Here is a 21,105-nt window from a genome sequence, read left to right on the forward strand (position 1 = left end):
GCCGCTTGACTTATAAAGAGAACCCGCTCGTTTCGGGGGTGTTGGAAAGCGTTGAGCATCGAGAACCGTCGATGAAATACGCCTTTCACAGCCTTGAATGAGCGGGTTTTTTATTGGATCGAAAAAAGGACGTTGCCATGTCGTTGCCGAAGCGGGCGTTGACGTCGCTGGTCGCAGGGTTATTGCTGGTGCCACCGCTGGTCGCTCAGGCGGCGGGCAAATGCGAGCGCCTGATCGTGACCGGCAGCCCGGATGCCCCTCCTTATTTATGGCGCGACCCGCAAGATCCCAAACATCTGATGGGGGCCAATGCGGATTTGCTCAAGGACGCGGCGAGTCGGATCGGTATCAAGGTCGAGTTGCTGTACGCGGGCAAGCGCAGTCAGGCACTGGAAGAAGTCCGCACCGGACGCATGGATCTGTTGGCCGACACGCCGCTGAACGCCAGCGAGCTCGAATCGCTGGATTTCATCCACCCGGCGATCACGCAAAACGAAATACTGGTCTGGACCCGGTCAGGGCATGCGCAGCCCTTCAACTCGCTGGCGGATCTGCATGATCATTCGGGGGCTATTTCCGAAAAAACCCGGATCACTGCCGGATTCGACCTCGCGGTCAAAGAGCATTTGACCCTTGAAAAACAGCCGAACCTGACCCAGACGTTTCAGAAGCTGATGTTAGGCCAGGTCGAATTCGTGCTAGCGGGTCGCTATGCAGGCATGGCGCTGACCCAGACATTGGGCATGGCCAAGGATATACAGGCCCAGCCGCTGCCCCTTGACAGGCCGGGGCTGTACCTCGCGCTATCGTTTAACTCCGCCTGCAATGAGCCGTGGTTGCGCGGACAGCTGGCGAAAAAAATGACAGAATTGGCCGCTTCGGGCCGCTCCGCAGACGCCATTTCCCGCAATCTGGACGTGTGGAAAGCACAGCTGCAACAGCCCACCAGCACCGCAAATCAGTAGGAATGTTTTTTTGAGCGTTTTTTTGAAGATTCGACCTTTACTCGCGGCCGCGGCCATCACTTCCCTTTTCGGCTGCGCCAACGACCCCGTCCCCGCGGAACAATTGAAACTTACCGAGCAGGCCGTTGCTCAAGCGGCAGCCGTAGGCGCGACTGACGAAGAGCCGGAGATGGCCAGCGCCCAGCGGAAGCTGGCTCAGGCGCAGGCCGACATCTCGGACAAATCCTACAAGCAAGCCCGCATGCAGGCTGAACAGGCTGAGCTGGATGCGCGGCTCGCCGAAGCCCGGGTGCTCACCGAAAAGAGTAACGAGCAACTGACCCAAGTGAACACACGACTGGATCGCCTGCGCAAACAGCTGGGGGCTGCCCAATGAATGGCTTTCCGCGGGTGCTGAGTGTTTGCCTATTGGTTGGCAGTGCCGGTTTGTACGGCTGCGCCGGTCATCAAAACAGCGAGAGCGCGCTGCAACGTGCCAACGCCGATTTTCAGAACGTGAAAAGTGATACCAATGTGCTGCGCAGCGCGCCAAAGGATGTGATTCGGGCAGGCGAGTTGCTGGCCCGTGCTGAACGTCTGTCCAGTTACATCGGCAGTTCCGACGACGTCAGTCATTACGCTTACTTGAGCAGCCGCTACAGCGCGATCGCGGCCGAACATAGCCAGCTCCTGCTCAACCAGGAAAAACTGGCCCGTCTTGAGCTGGAACGCCAGCGTCTGCAATTGGCGTTACGTGAAGCGAAACTGTCGGGCGCGCAGCAACAGGGCAAGTGGGCTGAGGATCAGGTCATCAGCCTGTCGACCCGGCAAAATGAGCGCGGGCTGGTGATGACCCTGGGCGACATGTTATTCGACACCGGTCGCGCCGAACTGAAAAGCTCGGCCAATCGCACGGTGCTGAAGGTCGTGCAGTTTCTTCAGTTCAATCCGAAGCGCGTGGTGCGGATCGAGGGCTACACCGACAGTACCGGTGACGCCCAGGAGAACCTTCAGCTTTCCCGTGAACGGGCGCAGGCCGTTGCCGATGTACTCTCGGACCTTGGCGTCGAGGATGAGCGAATTCGGGTGGAAGGGTACGGCGATCAGTTTCCGGTCGATGTGAACAGTTCTGAGCAGGGCCGAGCGCAAAACCGGCGCGTTGAAATCGTTTTCTCGGACGAAAAAGGCACGCTCAGTCCAGCACGCTGATGCATAGGCGTGATAGCGGCCAATTCGGACACAAAATTCGGACGGGTTTGCGAAATTAAAGCCGCTCATTTGGCGTATACGGCGCATGATGATTCTCAACACACCGAGCATTCGCTAGCCGAAAGGTGAACTGTCCCCGTACACTTCGGAACTGTGTGGGTAGCTTGCGCGATTCGTTGCCAGGATCATTGAGGGCAGCGATCACAAACGTGAAATCGAGGGACGCGAAATGACCAATCTCCTGCTGTATCAGCGTATTGCCCAGCAGTTGGCGGAAGACATTCGGCGCGGCGTTTACCAGCCCGGCGAGCGCGTGCCCTCGGTTCGAAAGATGAGCTCCCAGCTCAATGTGAGCCATGCCACGGTGTTACAGGCGTACGCCAATCTCGAGGATCAAGGGCTGATTCGCGCCCGGCCACAATCCGGTTATTACGTTCATCAGACCCCAGCGCTAACGGCTCCGACCCCTGATATTGCCAGGGTCGAGCGGCCAGGTCTGGTCACGCGGGCCAGCATCATTCAGCAAGTACTGGTGGAAGCGCGTCGTGAGGGGGTATACGCCTTCGGCGCAGCCGTGCCTCACATCGATTATCTGCCGCTGCGCGCCCTGCATCAGCAATTGGCCAAGGTCACGCGCTTTCAGAGCCCTCGCGCCTTCAATTACATGTTCAGCCCCGGTTTCGAGCCGCTGCGGCGGCAGGTCGCGATTCGCATGCGTGATGCCGGCGTGGTCGTCGATCCATCTGAGGTGGTGATTACCCATGGCTGTGTCGACGCGCTGCAGATGTCGCTGCGGGTGCTGACTAGCCCTGGCGACCTCATTGCAGCCGAATCGCCGACCTATTACGGGCTGCTGCAACTGGCGGATTTGCTGGGCTTGAAGGTCATCGAGATCCCCAGTGACCCGAATACTGGTATTAGCCTGGAAGCCCTGCAATTGGCGGCGAATCAGTGGTCGATCAAAGCGCTGGTGATGACCTCGCGCCTGAGCAACCCGCTCGGTAGCACGATGCCGGAAGAGCGGCAGAAACACCTGCTGCGCCTGGCGTCTGACTTCGACATTCAGATCATCGAAGACGACATCTACGGCGAACTAATGTACGAGCAAAACAAGACCAGGGCGCTCAAGGCATTTGACCGACTGGGGCATGTGATTTACTGCTCCAGCTTCTCCAAGACCCTGTCGCCGGGCGTGCGGATAGGCTGGATGATCGCCGGCAAATACCAGGCGGAAATTCAGCGGCTACAGACGTTCAGCACCCATTCGGCCTGCAGCGTGACGCAGATGGCAGTGGCTTCCTATCTGGAGAATGGCGGTTATGACCGTCATTTGCGCTACATCCGCCAGGAGCACCGAAAAAATCTCAGCGCTTTTCAGCTTGCCGTGCAGCAGATGTTTCCCGAAGGCACACAAATCAGTCGGCCTGCGGGGGGATTTATCCTGTGGATCAGTTTGCCGGGTCGGGTCAACACGCAGGAATTGCATGTAAGGGCGCTGGAACAGGGCATCAGCATTGCGCCGGGGCTGATCTTCAGTAACACAGAGCAATTCAATCACTGCATTCGCCTCAACTGCGGCCTGCCCTGGAATCGCGAAGCGGAGAGGGCGCTGATGACCGTGGGAATGCTTGCTAAACAGCTGTGTGAGGACGCCGGTCAGGCGTGGTGAACGCGTCGCGGTTTTACATTTTCCGCTGATTTATAGGTCGCATTGGCAGGGCCTTCACTTGTCACCTGCCTTGCAAAGGGCCAGCATATGGCTTCTGCCTGGTTAACTGCCGATTGATTATGAATTCACTGCGTTGTATCGGTTTGCTGATGTTGGTGTTGCTCAGTGCCTGTGACGCTGACAAAACTCCGCCACCGCCGCCGAAAGTTGCCGCTCAGACACCCGTTGCTGCTCCTGAGACCCAAGCGCCTGCGCCCGCAGCTGCGCAGGTACCGCCCGCCGCAACGGAGCCTGCGAGCGAGATTGCAAAACCCCCCGTGCCGGTCCATGAGTTGAAGCCTAACGTGGGCGTCGTGCCGGTCGTTGCGGCCAGCAAGCCTGATTCCGGCACGTCAGCCACGGCCGCCAGAATCGCCACGCCTAGCAAGGCCGCCGCCGTCGAGCAGAAGACGCCCAGCGTCAATGCCAAATCCGCCAAGGTTAAAGCGGATAACGCCGAGATTGCCAATCGCGCGCCCGTGGCAAGCAAGAGCAAGTCACCTGCCCAAGTCGTCAAAGACACGCGTTTGCCCAAGGCCGCTCTGGACCTTAGCCTGCCTCCCGACATGGTCAAACAGCTTACGCCGCCACCCAGCGTGATCACTGCGGCGACCAAGCCGAAAGCGCCGTCTGGCGGGGCTAAGCCGATCCTTCCCAAGATGTTTCCCGACACAAACAGCGACCCGGACTTTCAGCTTCAGGGCCGTTTGTTGAGCAATGAAATGCAACTTCAGTTGCGCAACGAATCGCGCAAGGAAGTGGAGGGCGCTGCGCTGGATTTCAAATTCAAGCAGTGACGCCACCAAACGGGCATTCCCCTTGAGCGTTTTCAAACGAACGTTTTAGCGTTTAAGATCCCATCACATTCACTGCCCCTTGTGAGGATGTTTCCAATGGAGTGCCGTCCGGGCTGTGGTGCGTGTTGCATCGCGCCTTCTATTTCATCACCGATTCCAGGTATGCCGCAGGGCAAACCCGCTGGCGAACGTTGTGTCCAGCTGTCGGTCGACATGCTGTGCCTGATTTTCGGGCAGCCCGAGCGGCCTGCGGTGTGCAGCCGATTCATGGCGGATCCGGACGTGTGTGGCGGCGATTCCGAAGAAGCTGTGCGCCTGATCGGCTGGTGGGAACACGCCACTTCGGTCGCGTGAGGCGCAGTGAATGTAGCAATCGCAGTGCACGAGGCTGAATGCACCTGAACGACAGACAATAAGGAATAACAATATGGGTTCGCTGTACCGGATCGCACTCGGGCTTGGCATGACTGTGCTGGTTACAGGCATGGCGCAGGCTGAAGACTGGAAGGTCGCCAAGCAAGAAGACGGCATCAAAGTGTCGCTCAGTGAAGTGCCAGGCTCTCAGTACAAGGCCTATCAAGGCGTTGCCATCATCAAAGCCAGCGTCGCCAAGTTGCGCAGCCTTCAAGAGGACGTTACTGGCGCGTGTGCATGGGTGCATGAGTGCAAATCGCAAAAGATCCTCAAGCATGAAGGCGACAAAACCTGGACCTACACTCAGTTCAATACCCCTTGGCCCGTGACTCCTCGTGACTCCGTGCTGCAAATCACGACCGTGGAGGGCGCTGATGGCTCGCTTACGCGAAACCTGTTGGGACAGCCTGATTACATCCCCGAAGAAAAAGGTTTTGTACGGGTAGCTCAAGTTGAAGGCTTCTGGAGAATGGTCCCTAAAGGCCCGAATGAAACAGAAGTTACCTATCAGGTGCACACCGAGCCGGGTGGCAGTGTGCCGTCTTGGCTGGCCAACAAATTCGTTGTGGATGCGCCGTTCAATACGTTGAAGGCGCTACGTGAGCGGGCGGCGAAGTAGGCCTGCAACCCGTACAGTTTTTCCCAGATGCAAAAAAGGCTGCCACTGGCAGCCTTTTTTATGGAGTGTTGCTTGCTGATGTTTCGTGTTTATTTACGGTCGGCCAGGGCAACAATGTCGCGAGAGACTTCACCGGTGTACAGCTGACGCGGACGGCCAATCTTGTACGGGCTGGAAAGCATTTCCTTCCAGTGGGAGATCCAGCCGACGGTACGTGCCAGGGCGAAAATCACAGTGAACATGCTGGTTGGAATGCCGATCGCCTTCAGGATGATGCCTGAGTAGAAGTCGACGTTCGGGTACAGCGAGCGCTCGATGAAGTACGGATCGGTGAGGGCAATCTCTTCGAGGCGCATGGCCAGTTCCAGCTGCGGGTCATTGGTGATGCCCAGCTCGCGCAGGACTTCATCGCAGGTCTGTTTCATCACGGTGGCGCGCGGGTCGCGGTTTTTATAAACGCGGTGACCGAAGCCCATGAGTTTGAACGGGTCGTTCTTGTCCTTGGCCTTGGCGATGAAGGTGTCGATGTTCGAGACATCACCGATTTCATCGAGCATGGTCAGCACGGCTTCGTTTGCACCGCCGTGAGCAGGGCCCCACAGTGCCGCGATACCGGCAGCGATACAGGCGAACGGGTTAGCCCCCGAAGACCCGGCCATGCGGACCGTCGAAGTCGAAGCGTTCTGTTCGTGATCGGCGTGGAGGATGAAGATCCGGTCCATGGCCTTGGCCAGCGTCGGGCTGATCGGTTTGATCTCGCACGGCGTGTTGAACATCATGTGCAGGAAGTTTTCCGCGTAGCTCAGGTCGTTGCGCGGGTACATCATGGGCTGGCCCATGGAGTACTTGTAGACCATGGCGGCCAGGGTCGGCATCTTCGCCACCAGGCGGATGGCGGAGATCTCGCGGTGTTGCGGGTTATTGATGTCCAGCGAGTCGTGGTAGAAAGCCGACAGGGCACCAACCACGCCGCACATGACAGCCATCGGGTGAGCGTCCCGACGGAAACCGTTGAAGAAGGTTTTCAGCTGCTCGTGCACCATGGTGTGGTTCTTCACGGTGACGACGAATTGGGCTTTTTGCTCGGCGGTTGGCAGTTCGCCATTAAGCAGCAGGTAGCACGTTTCCAGGTAGTCCGACTGCTCGGCCAACTGCTCGATCGGGTAGCCACGGTGCAACAGAATGCCGTTGTCACCGTCGATGTAGGTGATCTTGGATTCGCATGAGGCGGTCGACATGAAGCCTGGGTCGAATGTGAAGCGTCCGGTGGCGGTCAGGCCGCGTACGTCGATTACATCGGGACCAACGGTGCCGGTCAGAATGGGCAGCTCGACGGGGGCTGCGCCCTCGATGATCAACTGCGCTTTTTTGTCAGCCATGTGGCCTCCTATTAATGCTTCAAATCATCAGACAGGCCCCCCACGCAGGGCCCGCATCACTATAGTGAGATAAATTCTAAAGTCAATTTGCCAAAAGCGTTGTGGCAGAAGGCTTTAACCTGAGGTTTTCCGCGAATTTCCCTGCCATTTACGCCTTTTATCGCGCTAAAGCAATCCGCCATTAGGGGCGGGTCTGTGCGTTGTCATTAGTGGGCTAACTGTCTATACTCGGCACCCGACCGCCAGGGGCTTGCAGGCCCGTTTTTCTGGGTGTCGTCACTTCCTGGGTAGTGGGTACCTGACCAGTGCACTTCCCAACAACTTGCCCTGATTGTTAGGGGCTCTTCAGTGTGAAAAAAAGCCGTGAATAGCCAACGACCTGTAAACCTAGACCTAAGGACCATCAAACTCCCCATCACTGCGATTACGTCGATCCTTCATCGCATCTCCGGCATCATTCTCTTCGTCGGCCTTGCCTTCATGCTGTACGCATTGAGCAAGTCGCTGGGTTCAGAAGAGGGTTTCGCCGACGTGAAGGCATCCTTGACCAGTCCTCTGGCCAAGTTCATCGCGTGGGGGCTTCTGTCTTCCCTGTTGTATCACCTGGTAGCGGGTGTTCGTCACCTGATCATGGATACGGGTGTCGGTGAGACACTGGAAGGCGGAAAGCTGGGCTCGAAAATCGTCATCGCCATTTCCGTGGTGCTGATCGTTCTGGCGGGAGTTTGGATATGGTAACCAGCGTTACGAACCTGTCTCGTTCGGGCCTCTACGACTGGATGGCGCAGCGCGTCTCCGCTGTAGTGCTCGCGGCTTATTTCATTTTCCTGATTGGATACCTGGTCGCGCACCCTGGCATGGACTATGCCACGTGGCACGGTCTGTTCTCCCATAACGGAATGCGCATCTTCAGCCTGTTGGCGCTGGTTGCCCTGGGCGCGCACGCCTGGGTCGGCATGTGGACCATCGCGACCGACTACCTGACTCCCATGAGTTTCGGCAAGTCCGCACTGGCTGTGCGTTTCCTGTTCCAGGCAGTGTGCGGCATCGTGATGTTCGCGTACTTCGTCTGGGGTGTGCAGATTCTTTGGGGTATCTGATTCATGGCTAACATCAATACACTTTCATTCGACGCCATCATCATTGGCGGCGGCGGTGCGGGCATGCGCGCAGCGCTGCAACTGGCTCAGGGTGGCCACAAGACCGCTGTCGTGACCAAGGTCTTCCCAACCCGTTCGCACACCGTATCTGCACAAGGCGGTATCACGTGCGCCATCGCGTCGGCCGACCCGAACGATGACTGGCGCTGGCACATGTACGACACCGTCAAGGGATCCGACTACATCGGTGACCAGGACGCTATCGAATACATGTGTCAGGAAGGCCCGGCTGCGGTGTTCGAGCTTGACCACATGGGCCTGCCGTTCTCCCGGACCGAAACCGGTCGTATCTACCAGCGTCCTTTCGGTGGTCAGTCGAAAGATTTCGGTAAAGGCGGGCAGGCTGCTCGTACATGCGCAGCGTCCGACCGTACTGGTCACGCACTGCTGCATACCTTGTATCAGGGCAACCTGAAGGCAGGCACTACGTTCCTGAACGAATACTACGCAGTCGATCTGGTGAAGAACGCCGACGGCGCATTCGTGGGCGTGATTGCCATCTGCATCGAAACCGGCGAAACCATGTACATCAAGGCCAAGGCCACTGTACTGGCCACCGGCGGCGCGGGTCGTATCTATGCTTCCACTACCAACGCCCTGATCAACACCGGTGACGGTATCGGCATGGCGCTGCGTGCAGGCGTGCCGGTCCAGGACATCGAAATGTGGCAGTTTCACCCAACCGGCATTGCTGGCGCAGGTGTACTGGTCACAGAGGGTTGCCGTGGTGAAGGCGGCTACCTGATCAACAAGCACGGCGAGCGCTTCATGGAGCGCTATGCGCCGAATGCGAAAGACCTTGCCGGTCGCGATGTTGTTGCCCGCTCGATGGTGAAAGAAATCATTGCCGGTAACGGCTGTGGCCCTAACGGGGACCACGTTATGCTGAAGCTGGACCACCTCGGCGAGGAAGTCCTGCACAGTCGTCTGCCAGGTATTTGCGAGCTGTCCAAGACATTCGCTCACGTTGACCCGGTTGTCGCGCCAGTACCTGTCGTTCCGACTTGCCACTACATGATGGGCGGCGTTGCCACCAACATTCACGGTCAGGCCATGACCATGGACGCCGAAGGCAACGACCAGATCATTCCGGGTCTGTTCGCGGTCGGTGAAGTCGCATGCGTATCGGTTCACGGCGCCAACCGTCTGGGCGGCAACTCGCTGCTCGACCTGGTGGTGTTCGGTCGCGCTGCCGGTCTGCACCTGGAGAAGGCGTTGACCGATGGCATCGAATACGACGACGCCACTCAGGCTGACATCGACGCTGCACTGTCGCGCCTGAATGCACTGAACAGCCGCACAGACGGTGAAGACGTTGCCACCCTGCGTCGCGAGCTGCAGAGCTGCATGCAGAACTATTTCGGTGTATTCCGTACTGGCGAATACATGAAGAAAGGCATCGAGCAACTGGCTGACCTGCGCGCGCGCATCGCCAACGTGAAGATCAACGACAAATCCCAGGGCTTCAACACCGCGCGTATCGAGGCGTTGGAACTGCAAAACCTGCTGGAAGTCGCAGAAGCGACGGCAGTGGCCGCCGACACGCGTACCGAGTCCCGCGGCGCACACGCCCGTGAAGACTACGAAGATCGTGATGACGTGAACTGGCTGTGCCACACCCTGTACTACCCGGGTGAAAAGCGGGTGGCCAAACGTGCAGTCAACTTTGCGCCGAAGACCGTTCCGGCGTTCGAACCAAAAGTACGGACTTACTAAGGTGGCCGCTATGTTGAAAGTCGAAGTGTACCGTTACAACCCCGACAGCGACTCGGCACCCAAAACCCAGGTGTTCGACGTTGATACCGGTGGCAAAGACTTGATGGTGCTGGACGTGCTGGCACTGATCAAAGAGCAGGACGAAGGTTTCTCGTACCGTCGTTCCTGCCGTGAAGGCGTTTGCGGTTCCGACGGCATGAACATCAACGGCAAGAACGGCCTGGCGTGCATCACGCCGCTGTCTTCCGTGGTGAAGAACAACAAGCTGGTGGTGCGTCCGCTCCCTGGCTTGCCGGTCATCCGTGACCTGGTCGTCGACATGAGCATCTTCTACAAGCAATACGAGAAGGTGAAGCCATTCCTGCAGAACGACACGCCGGCTCCGGCCATCGAGCGTCTGCAGTCGCCTGAAGAGCGTGAGAAGCTGGATGGTCTGTACGAGTGCATCCTGTGCGCTTGCTGCTCCACTTCCTGCCCTTCGTTCTGGTGGAACCCTGACAAGTTCCTCGGTCCAGCTGCACTGCTGCAAGCCTACCGCTTCCTGGCAGACAGCCGTGACACCAAGACCCAGGAACGCCTGGCCTCGCTGGACGATCCGTTCAGCGTGTTCCGTTGCCGCGGGATCATGAACTGCGTGAACGTTTGCCCGAAAGGTCTGAACCCAACCAAGGCTATCGGTCACGTACGCAGCATGCTCCTCACCAGCGGTATCTGATGTTCCGGCCCGTGCGAAAACGTCACGGGCCGGTTCGTTGCACGTCGTGGCATCGATGCATAGCGGTATTTGAAATGTTGTACCCGTAGACGCTGCGGCGCAGGCTTCAACCGGCGCCGTAGTTTTAACCTGAGCAGTGGTCATGTGGCCGCGGCTCTTATTTTGAAGAAATGAGACCAGCAGGGGCATCCGGGCTGGTACCCGGACTATCTGCGTGATCCCTGGCAACTTGGTGCAGTCAGCGCTTGAAACAGGCGCTGCATGGGCATTCAAATTTGCGCGGGTGTCGACGCCGGTGGTGTCCCCTAACCGAGGGTGACCAAGCATGCAAGAAAGCGTGATGCAGCGCATGTGGAACAGCGCCCACCTTTCCGGTGGTAACGCTGCCTATGTGGAAGAGCTCTATGAGCTCTACCTGCACGACCCTAACGCTGTGCCAGAAGAGTGGCGCACCTACTTTCAGACGCTGCCTGCAGAAGGTGGCACTGCCAACGATGTATCGCACTCTACGGTTCGCGATCATTTCGTGTTGCTGGGCAAAAACCAGCGCCGCGCTCAGCCGGTCTCCGCCGGTAGCGTGAGCAGCGAGCACGAGAAGAAGCAAGTTGAAGTGCTGCGACTGATCCAGGCATTCCGTATGCGCGGCCATCAGGGTGCGCAACTTGATCCCCTGGGTTTGTGGAAGCGTACTGCGCCAGCTGACCTGTCGATCAACCATTACGGTTTGACCAACGCTGACCTCGATACCACTTTCCGTGCCGGCGACCTGTTCATCGGCAAGGAGGAGGCGAGCCTACGCGAAATCGTCGACGCCTTGCAGAAGACATATTGCCGCACCATTGGCGCCGAGTTCACGCACATCGTCGATTCCAACCAGCGCAACTGGTTCATGCAGCGCCTCGAAAGCGTGCGTGGCCGTCCAGCGTACTCCGCTGAGATTCAGAGCCATCTGCTCGAGCGCGTCACCGCGGCAGAGGGTCTGGAAAAGTATCTGGGTACCAAGTACCCGGGCACCAAGCGCTTCGGTCTGGAAGGTGGCGAGAGCCTGATTCCGATGCTGGACGAGCTGATTCAGCGTTCCGGTTCCTACGGCACCAAAGAAGTGGTCATCGGCATGGCCCACCGTGGCCGTCTGAACGTGCTGGTCAACACCTTCGGCAAGAACCCACGCGAGCTGTTCGACGAGTTCGAAGGCAAGAAGAAGGTCGAGCTGGGTTCCGGTGACGTGAAGTACCACCAGGGCTTCTCGTCCAACGTGATGACCACCGGCGGTGAAGTTCACCTGGCCATGGCATTCAACCCGTCTCACCTTGAGATCGTATCTCCGGTGGTGGAAGGTTCCGTGCGTGCGCGTCAAGACCGCCGCAACGATGCCACTGGCGAGAAGGTTCTGCCGATTTCCATCCACGGCGACGCTGCATTCGCAGGTCAGGGCGTGGTGCTGGAAACCTTCCAGATGTCGCAGACCCGCGGTTTCAAGACCGGCGGCACGATCCACATCGTGATCAATAACCAGGTCGGTTTCACCATCAGCAACCCGCTGGATGCGCGCTCCACTGAGTACGCGACCGACGTAGCCAAGATGATTCAGGCGCCGATTCTCCATGTGAATGGCGATGACCCTGAAGCCGTCCTGTTCGTGACCCAGCTGGCCATTGACTACCGCATGCAGTTCAAGCGCGACGTGGTGATCGATCTGGTCTGCTACCGTCGTCGCGGCCACAACGAAGCCGACGAGCCAAGTGGCACCCAGCCGTTGATGTACCAGCAGATTGCCAAACAGCGCACCACCCGTGAGCTGTACGCCGATGCGCTGGCTGCGTCCGGTGTGCTCGACGCCGCTGGCGCGCAAACCAAGGTCGACGAGTACCGCAACGCCCTCGACAACGGCATGCACGTTGTGAAAAGCCTGGTCAAAGAACCTAACAAGGAACTGTTCGTCGACTGGCGTCCGTATCTGGGCCATGCCTGGACCGCACGTCACGATACCCGTTTCGACCTCAAGACCCTCCAGGAACTGTCGGCCAAGCTGATGGAACTGCCCGAGGGCTTCGTGGTTCAGCGTCAGGTCCAGAAGATCTACGAAGACCGCCAGAAGATGCAAGTCGGCGGGCTGCCGATCAACTGGGGTTACGCGGAAACCATGGCCTATGCCACATTGGCTTTCGAAGGTCACCCGGTGCGCATCACAGGTCAGGACGTCGGTCGCGGTACGTTCTCGCACCGTCACGCCGTTCTGCACAACCAGAAAGATGCCACCACTTATGTGCCGCTGCAGAACCTGTATGCCGGTCAGCCTCGCTTCGACCTGTATGACTCGTTCCTGTCGGAAGAAGCGGTGCTGGCATTCGAATACGGCTACTCGACCACCTCGCCAAATGCGCTGGTGATCTGGGAAGCCCAGTTCGGTGACTTCGCCAACGGTGCACAGGTCGTCATCGACCAGTTCATCACCAGTGGTGAGCACAAGTGGGGCCGTCTGTGCGGTCTGACCATGCTGTTGCCGCACGGCTACGAAGGTCAGGGTCCCGAGCACTCCTCGGCGCGTCTGGAGCGCTACCTGCAACTGTGTGCCGAACACAACATTCAGGTGTGCGTGCCAACCACGCCGGCTCAGATCTACCATCTGCTGCGCCGTCAGGTGATTCGTCCGCTGCGCAAGCCGCTGGTGGTGCTGACGCCGAAGTCGCTGTTGCGTCACAAACTGGCCATTTCGACCCTTGAGGATCTGGCCGAAGGCTCGTTCCAGACGGTGATTCCGGAGATCGATACCCTCGATCCGGCCAAGGTCACTCGCCTGGTCCTGTGCAGTGGCAAGGTCTACTACGACCTGCTGGAAAAACGCCGTGCCGAGGGCCGCGAAGATATTGCCATCGTGCGTATCGAGCAGCTCTATCCGTTCCCGGAAGATGACCTGATGGAAGCCATCGCGCCTTACACCAACCTGACCCACGTGGTCTGGTGTCAGGAAGAGCCGATGAACCAGGGCGCCTGGTACAGCAGCCAGCATCACTTGCGCCGTAGCATTGGCAATCACAACCGCAACCTCGTTCTCGAGTACGCCGGTCGTGATGCTTCTGCCGCGCCAGCTTGTGGCTACGCTTCGATGCACGCCGAACAGCAGGAAAAACTGCTGCAAGACGCGTTCACTGTTTAACGCCTTCGCGCACTAGAAACCGAATTAAGGAATTACAGACAATGGCTATTGAGATCAAAGCCCCCTCTTTCCCGGAATCCGTTGCCGACGGCACCATTTCCAAATGGCACAAACAACCGGGCGAAGCGGTAAAACGTGACGAGCTGCTGGTCGACATCGAAACCGACAAGGTCGTGCTCGAAGTGCTGGCCGAAGCAGACGGCGTTCTGGCTTCCATCGTGAAAGGCGAGGGCGACACCGTCCTGTCCAACGAACTGATCGCTACCCTTGATGCAGGCGCTACTGCTTCGGCCGCCCCGGCTGCCGCTGCTGCACCGGCTGCTGCCCCTGCAGCCGCTCCAGCCGCTCCGGCCGCTGCTCCGGCTCCGGCTGTCGGTGACGAAGACGCCATCGGCGCTCCGGCTGCCCGCAAGCTGGCCGAAGAAAACGGCATCAACCTGTCCAGCGTCAAAGGCACTGGCAAAGACGGCCGTGTGACCAAGGAAGACGTGGTTGCTGCCATCGAAGCGAAGAAATCCGCTCCGGCCGCTGCCCCTGCTGCCAAGCCTGCCGCGGCGCCTGCTGCGCCTGTGTTCGCCGCGGGTGACCGCACCGAGAAGCGCGTTCCGATGACGCGCGTGCGGGCCACTGTTGCCAAGCGTCTGGTCGAAGCTCAGTCGAACATGGCCATGCTGACCACGTTCAACGAAGTTGACATGACCGAAGTCATGGCCCTTCGTTCGAAGTACAAGGACCTGTTCGAGAAGAGCCATAACGGCGTGCGCCTGGGCTTCATGTCGTTCTTCGTCAAGGCGGCCACCGAAGCGCTGAAACGCTTCCCGGCTGTCAACGCCTCGATCGATGGCACCGACATCGTTTACCACGGTTATTCGGACATTGGCGTTGCCGTTTCCAGCGACCGTGGCCTGGTGGTTCCGGTTCTGCGTAACGCCGAGCACATGAGCCTGGCAGAAATCGAAGGCGGCATCGCCACCTTCGGCAAGAAAGCCCGCGACGGCAAACTGTCCATCGACGAGATGACGGGTGGTACCTTCACCATCACCAACGGTGGTACTTTCGGTTCGATGATGTCGACCCCGATCGTCAACCCGCCACAAGCGGCCATCCTGGGCATGCACAACATTCTGCAGCGTCCTATGGCGATCAATGGTCAGGTCGTTATCCGCCCGATGATGTATCTGGCGCTGTCCTACGATCACCGCCTGATCGACGGTAAAGAAGCTGTGACGTTCCTGGTGACCATCAAGAACCTGCTGGAAGACCCGGCTCGTCTGTTGCTGGACATCTGATGAGGCAGCCGCACGCTGCAAGCCGTGAGCTTCAAGATAGAAGCAGGTCGGCTTGCAGCTTGCGGTCGGTATTTCGCATCCAATGAATAAGTCGCAAGCCAGGTCTGCAGGTCACCGCAGATCAGCTTGTAGCTTGCAGCTTGAAGCTCGCAGCTAAAGAGGAACTCTTTTTTATGTCCCAGAAATTCGACGTGGTAGTGATTGGCGCAGGCCCTGGCGGGTATGTGGCCGCCATCAAGGCTGCGCAACTTGGTCTCAAGACTGCCTGCATCGAGAAGTATCAGGATAAAGAAGGCAAACTGGCCCTCGGCGGTACTTGCCTGAACGTAGGTTGCATTCCATCCAAAGCACTGCTGGACAGCTCCTGGAAATTCTACGAAGCCAAGAACCAGTTCAACGTTCATGGCATCTCTATCTCCGGCGACGTGAAAATGGACGTGGCCGCCATGGTTGGCCGCAAGGCCCAGATCGTCAAAGGCCTGACCGGCGGGGTGGCCAGCCTGTTCAAGGCGAACGGCGTCACTTCCCTGCAAGGCCACGGCAAGCTGCTGGCCGGCAAGAAAGTCGAGCTGACCAAACCTGACGGCACCACCGAAGTCATCGAAGCCGACAACATCATCCTGGCGTCGGGCTCGCGTCCGATTGACATTCCGCCGGCGCCTGTCGACCAGAACGTCATCGTCGACTCGACCGGTGCCCTGGAATTCCAGACCGTCCCTGAGCGTCTGGGTGTGATTGGCGCGGGTGTGATCGGCCTCGAACTGGGTTCGGTGTGGTCACGTCTGGGTTCCAAGGTGACCGTGCTGGAAGCGCTGGAGAAGTTCCTGCCGGCCGCTGACGAAGCCGTTTCCAAGGAAGCGCAGAAGACCTTCACCAAACAGGGCCTGGACATCAAGCTGGGCGCTCGCGTGACCGGCTCGAAAGTCAATGGCAACGAAGTCGTCGTCAACTACACCGACAAGGACGGCGAGCAGAATATTACGTTCGATCGGCTGATCGTGGCCGTTGGCCGTCGTCCGGTGACCACCGATCTGCTGGCTGCCGACAGCGGCGTCGACATCGACGAGCGCGGTTTCATCTTCGTCAACGATCAGTGCGAAACCAGCGTTCCTGGCGTCTACGCGATCGGTGACGTGGTTCGCGGTCTGATGCTGGCTCACAAGGCGTCGGAAGAAGGCATCATGGTCGTCGAGCGCATCAAGGGTCACAAGACCCAGATGAACTACGATCTGATCCCTTCGGTTATCTACACCCACCCGGAAATCGCGTGGGTTGGTAAAACCGAGCAGACCTTGAAAGCCGAAGGCGTCGAAGTCAACGTCGGTCAGTTCCCGTTCGCGGCCAGTGGCCGTGCCATGGCAGCGAACGACACGGGCGGTTTCGTCAAAGTCATCGCTGACGCCAAGACCGACCGTGTACTGGGTGTACATGTCATCGGCCCGGGTGCAGCAGAACTGGTGCAGCAGGGTGCCATCGGCATGGAGTTCGGTACCAGTGCCGAAGATATCGGCATGATGGTCTTCTCGCACCCGACGTTGTCGGAAGCCTTGCACGAAGCTGCTCTGGCCGTGAATGGCCATGCCATCCACATCCAGAACAAGAAAAAGCGCTAAAAAACGCTGAGAAAAACCACGACGGTCCGCCCGTCGCAGGCCCTGTTAACAAGGCCTGCCGCGGAAGGTCCGTCGGACTCGACCTCCTCATGGACTTCGCTCCAGCACGCCCGTGCAGGCGCGACGTTCGAGGAGAAGCGGTCACAGGTGGTGCGGCACGCTATGACGAGCAGCACCGAATGCGCAGTACCTAACGAAGACGGTAATAAGCATGAATCTTCACGAGTATCAGGGTAAGCAGCTGTTTGCTGAATACGGCCTGCCAGTATCCAAGGGCTTTGCAGTAGACACCCCGGAAGCAGCGGCAGAAGCGTGTGACAAGATCGGCGGAACCGAGTGGGTCGTCAAAGCCCAGGTTCACGCAGGTGGTCGCGGTAAAGCGGGCGGCGTAAAGCTCGTCAAGAGCAAAGAAGACGCTGCGGCGTTCGCTCAACAGTGGTTGGGCAAGCGTCTGGTCACTTACCAGACTGATGCCAACGGTCAGCCAGTCACCAAGATCCTGGTTGAATCCTGCACTGACATCGCCAAAGAGCTGTACCTGGGCGCTGTAGTCGATCGTTCGAGCCGTCGTATCGTGTTCATGGCTTCCACCGAAGGTGGCGTGGACATCGAGAAAATCGCTCACGACACGCCTGAGAAGATTCTCAAAGCCACCATCGACCCACTGGTTGGCGCTCAGCCATTCCAGGGTCGCGAACTGGCATTCCAGCTGGGTCTGAAAGACAAGCAGGTTGCGCAGTTTGCCAAGATCTTCGTCGGCCTGGGCAAGCTGTTCCAGGACCACGACCTGGCCCTGCTCGAAGTAAACCCGCTGGTGATCAAGGCTGACGGCGATCTGCACTGTCTCGATGCCAAGATCAACATCGACGCCAACGCTATGTATCGCCAGCCAAAGCTGAAGACCTTCCACGACCCATCGCAAGATGATCCACGTGAAGCCCACGCTGCCAAGTTCGAACTGAACTACGTCGCGCTGGAAGGCAACATCGGCTGCATGGTCAACGGTGCCGGCCTAGCCATGGGTACCATGGACATCGTCAACCTGCACGGCGGCAAGCCAGCCAACTTCCTCGACGTAGGTGGTGGCGCTACCAAAGAGCGCGTGACCGAAGCGTTCAAGATCATTCTGTCCGACACCAACGTCGCAGCAGTACTGGTCAACATCTTCGGCGGCATCGTTCGTTGCGACATGATTGCCGAAGGCATCATCGGTGCAGTGAAAGAAGTTGGCGTGAAAATCCCGGTCGTTGTTCGTCTGGAAGGCAACAACGCTGACCTGGGCGCTAAAGTACTGGCGGAAAGCGGCTTGAACATCATCGCTGCAACCAGCTTGACCGACGCTGCTCAACAAGTTGTCAAAGCTGCGGAGGGCAAATAATGAGCGTCCTGATCAATAAAGACACCAAAGTTATCTGCCAGGGCTTCACCGGCTCGCAAGGTACTTTCCACTCCGAACAAGCCATTGCCTACGGCACCAAGATGGTTGGCGGCGTGACCCCAGGCAAAGGTGGCACCACTCACCTGAACCTGCCAGTGTTCAACACCGTTCGTGAAGCCGTAGAAACCACTGGCGCTACCGCCAGCGTTATCTACGTACCGGCTGCGTTCTGCAAGGACTCGATCCTGGAAGCGGCGTTCGGCGGCATCAAACTGATCATCTGCATCACCGAAGGTATCCCTACCCTCGACATGCTGGATGCCAAGGTCAAGTGCGACGAGCTGGGTGTTACCCTGATCGGCCCTAACTGCCCAGGCGTCATCACGCCGGGCGAGTGCAAGATCGGCATCATGCCAGGTCACATTCACTTGCCAGGTAAAGTCGGTATCGTGTCACGTTCCGGCACCCTGACTTACGAAGCTGTGAAGCAGACCACTGACTCCGGTTTCGGTCAGTCGACCTGCGTTGGTATCGGTGGTGACCCGATTCCGGGCTCGAACTTCATCGACATCCTGAAGCTGTTCCAGGAAGACCCGAAGACCGAAGCGATCGTAATGATCGGCGAGATCGGCGGTTCGGCTGAAGAAGAAGCGGCTGCCTACATCAAGGCAAACGTGACCAAGCCGGTCGTCTCCTACATCGCGGGTGTGACTGCGCCTCCCGGCAAGCGCATGGGCCACGCAGGTGCAATCATCTCTGGTGGTAAAGGTACTGCAGACGAGAAGTTTGCAGCGCTGCAAGACGCAGGCGTCAAAACCGTGCGTTCGCTGGCAGACATCGGCAAGGCTCTGGCTGAGCTGACCGGTTGGGAAGTGAAGAAGGCCTGATCGCCTTTGATCGCTGACTGATCGACAAAAGCCACCTTCGGGTGGCTTTTGTGTTTCTAGAGCTTTGGTATGGGTTTGCGTGAAGATCCTTTGTTTTGGGCGTTGCGGATAACGGTTCCGCTCTTACAGCGAGTCACTTTCCTTTCGGGAAAAGTAACCAAAACCATTTGCTCCTGGCTTGGCCCTGACTTCGTCAGGGTTCCCGAACGCCGGCGACGCTCCATGGGCCCGCGCCGAACGGACATCCATGTCCTTGCGGCGCTCTCGCGGCATCCGTGCCGCTCGATCCATTCCGCCCCGCCTGCGTTCGGCCTGCACCCAAGTCGCGTTCTGCGTCTGGACTATCGCGTGAACGAGGCTTTTCAGGCTGGAGCTAACGCTCTTCGCGGCTCGATGCCGTGCGCAAGTCTTTGTGTTGTGCGCTGTCTGTCCTGTAGGAGCGAATTCATTTGCGAAAAATAGTTCTGGCGATGGAGGCCCATCATTTGTCCCTCTGATTCGAGAATGAATTCGCTCCTACAGCGCTAGCGTACGTGTCGCTTCGGGGCATTCTGTGAAAAAGCCTTCGCTGTAGGACCTTTCCGAAATGCGACGTGAACGTGCGTTCAGTGGTCGGCCTGCCCTGTATTAGTGCGGGAAATAGGGTAGGCTACGCGCCATTTTGCAGGCCTGGCCCTCACAAGGAGCCAAGGTCTGCGGCGGGTCCATCTCAGAAGGATGGGCCGCATTTCCCTCGACCCTTTGGGAAATCCTCTTCTTAATTCCGATTCAGCAGTGTGGTTTCTTTGATGAAAGTGTTGAAAGGTCAGGACATCCTGGCACTGGGTTTCATGACGTTTGCGTTGTTCGTGGGTGCGGGCAATATCATTTTTCCTCCTATTGTTGGCTTGCAGGCCGGTCCTCATGTGTGGATGGCGGCGCTGGGCTTTCTTGTCACGGCCGTAGGCTTGCCAGTGGTGACCGTGGCTGCGCTGGCCAAGGTCGGGGGCGCGATGGACGCATTGAGCAGCCCGATCGGCAAAGTCGCGGGCACGCTGTTGGCGGCCGTGTGCTATCTGTCCGTGGGCCCGTTGTTCGCCACGCCGCGCACCGCGACGGTGTCGTTTGAAGTAGGTCTCGCGCCGTTGACGGGCGAAAGCCCGCTGGCGCTCTTCCTCTACAGCCTGGTGTATTTTCTGCTGGTGTTCTGGGTGTCGCTGTACCCCGGGCGTCTGTTGGACACGGTTGGGCGTTTTCTCGCCCCGTTGAAGATCATCGCGCTGGCCGTTCTGGGCATCGCCGCATTTGCCCTGCCTGCCGGGGACGTGGGGACTGCACAGCCTGCCTACGTGGCGGCGCCATTTTCGCAAGGGTTCATCAATGGTTATCTGACCATGGACACCCTTGGCGCGCTGGTATTTGGCATCGTTATCGTCAACGCGATCCGGTCCCGAGGCGTTGAGTCGCCGCGTCTGATCACCCGTTACGCGATCATCGCCGGGCTGATTGCGGGCGTCGGACTGGCGCTGGTTTACATCAGCCTGTTCCGCCTCGGGTCTGGCAGTCATGCTGTGGCCGCCAACGCTACCAACGGCGCAGCGGTGTTGCATGCTTACGTTCAACACACCTTTGGCACGCTGGGCAGCGGCTTCCTGGCGGTGCTGATTTCCCTGGCCTGCCTGGTCACGGCGGTCGGCCTAACGTGCGCCTGTGCCGAGTATTTCAGCCGAGTGCTGCCGCTGTCTTACAAGACGCTGGTGATCCTGCTCGCAGCGTTCTCGTTGCTGGTGTCGAACCTGGGGCTGACCAAACTGATCCAGTTTTCGATCCCGGTGCTAACAGCGATTTACCCACCTTGCATCGCGCTGGTAGCGCTGAGTTTCTGCAAGGATTTCTGGCAGGCGCAGGGCCGTGTCGTGGCGCCAGTGATGCTGGTGTCGCTGCTGTTCGGCACCGTCGATGCAATCAAGGGTGCCGGTTTCGGCGAATACTTGCCTGATGCCATGGCGCATTTGCCGTTAAGCGAGCAAGGTCTGGCCTGGTTGATCCCTTCGCTGATCACGCTTTTCGGCGCTGTGGTGGTCGACCGTATGCTGGGCAAACGCAACGAAGCGCTCGCGTAGGGGAGGGGCGGTTTGGGC

At 58.6% G+C, this 21,105-nt stretch carries 18 protein-coding genes; 17 read left to right on the forward strand and 1 reads right to left on the reverse strand.

All coding sequences use genetic code 11. From position 1 onward, the window contains the following. Positions 1-137: 137 nt before the first annotated feature. The 7 genes from B3N48_RS20275 (at position 138) to B3N48_RS20305 (ending at position 5,691) form a co-directional block, all read left to right on the forward strand. Complete coding sequence (locus tag B3N48_RS20275; protein ID WP_296186914.1) at positions 138-965, forward strand: substrate-binding periplasmic protein; 828 nt, start codon at positions 138-140, stop codon at positions 963-965. A gap of 22 nt (positions 966-987) precedes the next feature. Continuing rightward, positions 988-1,341: a DUF4398 domain-containing protein gene (locus B3N48_RS20280; protein ID WP_296187563.1), complete on the forward strand. Its 354-nt coding sequence runs from the start codon at positions 988-990 to the stop codon at positions 1,339-1,341. Then, positions 1,338-2,153: an OmpA family protein gene (locus B3N48_RS20285; protein ID WP_296186915.1), complete on the forward strand. Its 816-nt coding sequence runs from the start codon at positions 1,338-1,340 to the stop codon at positions 2,151-2,153. The genes B3N48_RS20280 and B3N48_RS20285 overlap by 4 nt, the downstream gene beginning before the upstream one ends. A gap of 229 nt (positions 2,154-2,382) precedes the next feature. Then, the gene (locus B3N48_RS20290; RefSeq protein WP_296186916.1) at positions 2,383-3,822 is read left to right on the forward strand and encodes a PLP-dependent aminotransferase family protein; all 1,440 of its coding nucleotides are present in this window, start codon (positions 2,383-2,385) and stop codon (positions 3,820-3,822) included. Between the two features lie 119 nt (positions 3,823-3,941). Beyond that, positions 3,942-4,658: a translation initiation factor 2 gene (locus B3N48_RS20295; protein ID WP_296186917.1), complete on the forward strand. Its 717-nt coding sequence runs from the start codon at positions 3,942-3,944 to the stop codon at positions 4,656-4,658. Positions 4,659-4,754: 96 nt separating this feature from the next. Further along, on the forward strand, positions 4,755-5,012 hold the full coding sequence (locus B3N48_RS20300) for a YkgJ family cysteine cluster protein (RefSeq protein ID WP_296186919.1): 258 nt from the start codon (positions 4,755-4,757) through the stop codon (positions 5,010-5,012). A gap of 73 nt (positions 5,013-5,085) precedes the next feature. After that, positions 5,086-5,691, forward strand: coding sequence for an START domain-containing protein (locus B3N48_RS20305; protein ID WP_296186920.1), 606 nt, complete (start codon positions 5,086-5,088; stop codon positions 5,689-5,691). Between the two features lie 89 nt (positions 5,692-5,780). Here the strand turns inward: B3N48_RS20305 and gltA are convergent, their stop codons facing one another. Beyond that, positions 5,781-7,070 carry a citrate synthase gene (gltA, locus tag B3N48_RS20310; protein WP_296186921.1) on the reverse strand — a complete coding sequence of 430 codons (1,290 nt, stop codon included), beginning with the start codon at positions 7,068-7,070 and terminating at the stop codon, positions 5,781-5,783. A 363-nt stretch (positions 7,071-7,433) separates the two neighbouring features. Here gltA and sdhC point away from each other — a divergent pair, with 363 nt between their 5' ends. From sdhC to brnQ, 10 genes are all read left to right on the forward strand, one after another. Continuing rightward, the gene (gene sdhC / locus B3N48_RS20315) at positions 7,434-7,808 is read left to right on the forward strand and encodes a succinate dehydrogenase, cytochrome b556 subunit (RefSeq protein WP_296186922.1); all 375 of its coding nucleotides are present in this window, start codon (positions 7,434-7,436) and stop codon (positions 7,806-7,808) included. Then, positions 7,802-8,170, forward strand: coding sequence for a succinate dehydrogenase, hydrophobic membrane anchor protein (gene sdhD / locus B3N48_RS20320; RefSeq protein ID WP_296186924.1), 369 nt, complete (start codon positions 7,802-7,804; stop codon positions 8,168-8,170). Before sdhC ends, sdhD begins: the two co-directional genes overlap by 7 nt. A gap of 3 nt (positions 8,171-8,173) precedes the next feature. Further along, a complete protein-coding gene (gene sdhA, locus B3N48_RS20325; RefSeq protein WP_296186925.1) occupies positions 8,174-9,946 on the forward strand; it encodes a succinate dehydrogenase flavoprotein subunit in 1,773 nt (590 codons plus the stop codon). Between the two features lie 10 nt (positions 9,947-9,956). Then, positions 9,957-10,661: a succinate dehydrogenase iron-sulfur subunit gene (locus B3N48_RS20330; protein ID WP_296186926.1), complete on the forward strand. Its 705-nt coding sequence runs from the start codon at positions 9,957-9,959 to the stop codon at positions 10,659-10,661. Positions 10,662-10,986: 325 nt separating this feature from the next. Next, positions 10,987-13,818, forward strand: a complete 2,832-nt coding sequence (locus tag B3N48_RS20335; RefSeq protein ID WP_296186927.1) for a 2-oxoglutarate dehydrogenase E1 component — start codon at positions 10,987-10,989, stop codon at positions 13,816-13,818. A 41-nt stretch (positions 13,819-13,859) separates the two neighbouring features. Beyond that, complete coding sequence (gene odhB / locus B3N48_RS20340; RefSeq protein ID WP_296186928.1) at positions 13,860-15,107, forward strand: 2-oxoglutarate dehydrogenase complex dihydrolipoyllysine-residue succinyltransferase; 1,248 nt, start codon at positions 13,860-13,862, stop codon at positions 15,105-15,107. A 173-nt stretch (positions 15,108-15,280) separates the two neighbouring features. Further along, the gene (lpdA, locus tag B3N48_RS20345; protein WP_296186929.1) at positions 15,281-16,720 is read left to right on the forward strand and encodes a dihydrolipoyl dehydrogenase; all 1,440 of its coding nucleotides are present in this window, start codon (positions 15,281-15,283) and stop codon (positions 16,718-16,720) included. A 211-nt stretch (positions 16,721-16,931) separates the two neighbouring features. Next, complete coding sequence (gene sucC / locus B3N48_RS20350) at positions 16,932-18,098, forward strand: ADP-forming succinate--CoA ligase subunit beta (protein ID WP_296186930.1); 1,167 nt, start codon at positions 16,932-16,934, stop codon at positions 18,096-18,098. Next, on the forward strand, positions 18,098-18,985 hold the full coding sequence (gene sucD / locus B3N48_RS20355) for a succinate--CoA ligase subunit alpha (protein ID WP_296186932.1): 888 nt from the start codon (positions 18,098-18,100) through the stop codon (positions 18,983-18,985). Before sucC ends, sucD begins: the two co-directional genes overlap by 1 nt. A gap of 788 nt (positions 18,986-19,773) precedes the next feature. Beyond that, positions 19,774-21,087 (forward strand): branched-chain amino acid transport system II carrier protein, encoded by a 1,314-nt coding sequence (gene brnQ, locus B3N48_RS20360; protein ID WP_296186934.1) that lies wholly within the window; start codon positions 19,774-19,776, stop codon positions 21,085-21,087. The last annotated feature ends 18 nt before the right edge of the window (positions 21,088-21,105 follow it).

Origin of the sequence: Pseudomonas sp. UBA1879 (genome assembly GCF_002338065.1) — a bacterium.
In the GTDB taxonomy this organism is placed as follows: domain Bacteria; phylum Pseudomonadota; class Gammaproteobacteria; order Pseudomonadales; family Pseudomonadaceae; genus Aquipseudomonas.

What these genes read in the sequence shown, in the direction of transcription:
- B3N48_RS20275 (WP_296186914.1), top strand. Translation starts at nt 138, where the DNA reads ATGTCGTTGCCGAAGCGGGCGTTGACGTCGCTGGTCGCAGGGTTATTG.
- B3N48_RS20285 (WP_296186915.1), top strand. Translation starts at nt 1,338, where the DNA reads ATGAATGGCTTTCCGCGGGTGCTGAGTGTTTGCCTATTGGTTGGCAGT.
- B3N48_RS20290 (WP_296186916.1), top strand. Translation starts at nt 2,383, where the DNA reads ATGACCAATCTCCTGCTGTATCAGCGTATTGCCCAGCAGTTGGCGGAA.
- B3N48_RS20295 (WP_296186917.1), top strand. Translation starts at nt 3,942, where the DNA reads ATGAATTCACTGCGTTGTATCGGTTTGCTGATGTTGGTGTTGCTCAGT.
- B3N48_RS20300 (WP_296186919.1), top strand. Translation starts at nt 4,755, where the DNA reads ATGGAGTGCCGTCCGGGCTGTGGTGCGTGTTGCATCGCGCCTTCTATT.
- B3N48_RS20305 (WP_296186920.1), top strand. Translation starts at nt 5,086, where the DNA reads ATGGGTTCGCTGTACCGGATCGCACTCGGGCTTGGCATGACTGTGCTG.
- gltA (WP_296186921.1), bottom strand. Translation starts at nt 7,070, where the DNA reads ATGGCTGACAAAAAAGCGCAGTTGATCATCGAGGGCGCAGCCCCCGTC.
- sdhD (WP_296186924.1), top strand. Translation starts at nt 7,802, where the DNA reads ATGGTAACCAGCGTTACGAACCTGTCTCGTTCGGGCCTCTACGACTGG.
- sdhA (WP_296186925.1), top strand. Translation starts at nt 8,174, where the DNA reads ATGGCTAACATCAATACACTTTCATTCGACGCCATCATCATTGGCGGC.
- B3N48_RS20330 (WP_296186926.1), top strand. Translation starts at nt 9,957, where the DNA reads ATGTTGAAAGTCGAAGTGTACCGTTACAACCCCGACAGCGACTCGGCA.
- B3N48_RS20335 (WP_296186927.1), top strand. Translation starts at nt 10,987, where the DNA reads ATGCAAGAAAGCGTGATGCAGCGCATGTGGAACAGCGCCCACCTTTCC.
- odhB (WP_296186928.1), top strand. Translation starts at nt 13,860, where the DNA reads ATGGCTATTGAGATCAAAGCCCCCTCTTTCCCGGAATCCGTTGCCGAC.
- lpdA (WP_296186929.1), top strand. Translation starts at nt 15,281, where the DNA reads ATGTCCCAGAAATTCGACGTGGTAGTGATTGGCGCAGGCCCTGGCGGG.
- sucC (WP_296186930.1), top strand. Translation starts at nt 16,932, where the DNA reads ATGAATCTTCACGAGTATCAGGGTAAGCAGCTGTTTGCTGAATACGGC.
- sucD (WP_296186932.1), top strand. Translation starts at nt 18,098, where the DNA reads ATGAGCGTCCTGATCAATAAAGACACCAAAGTTATCTGCCAGGGCTTC.
- brnQ (WP_296186934.1), top strand. Translation starts at nt 19,774, where the DNA reads ATGAAAGTGTTGAAAGGTCAGGACATCCTGGCACTGGGTTTCATGACG.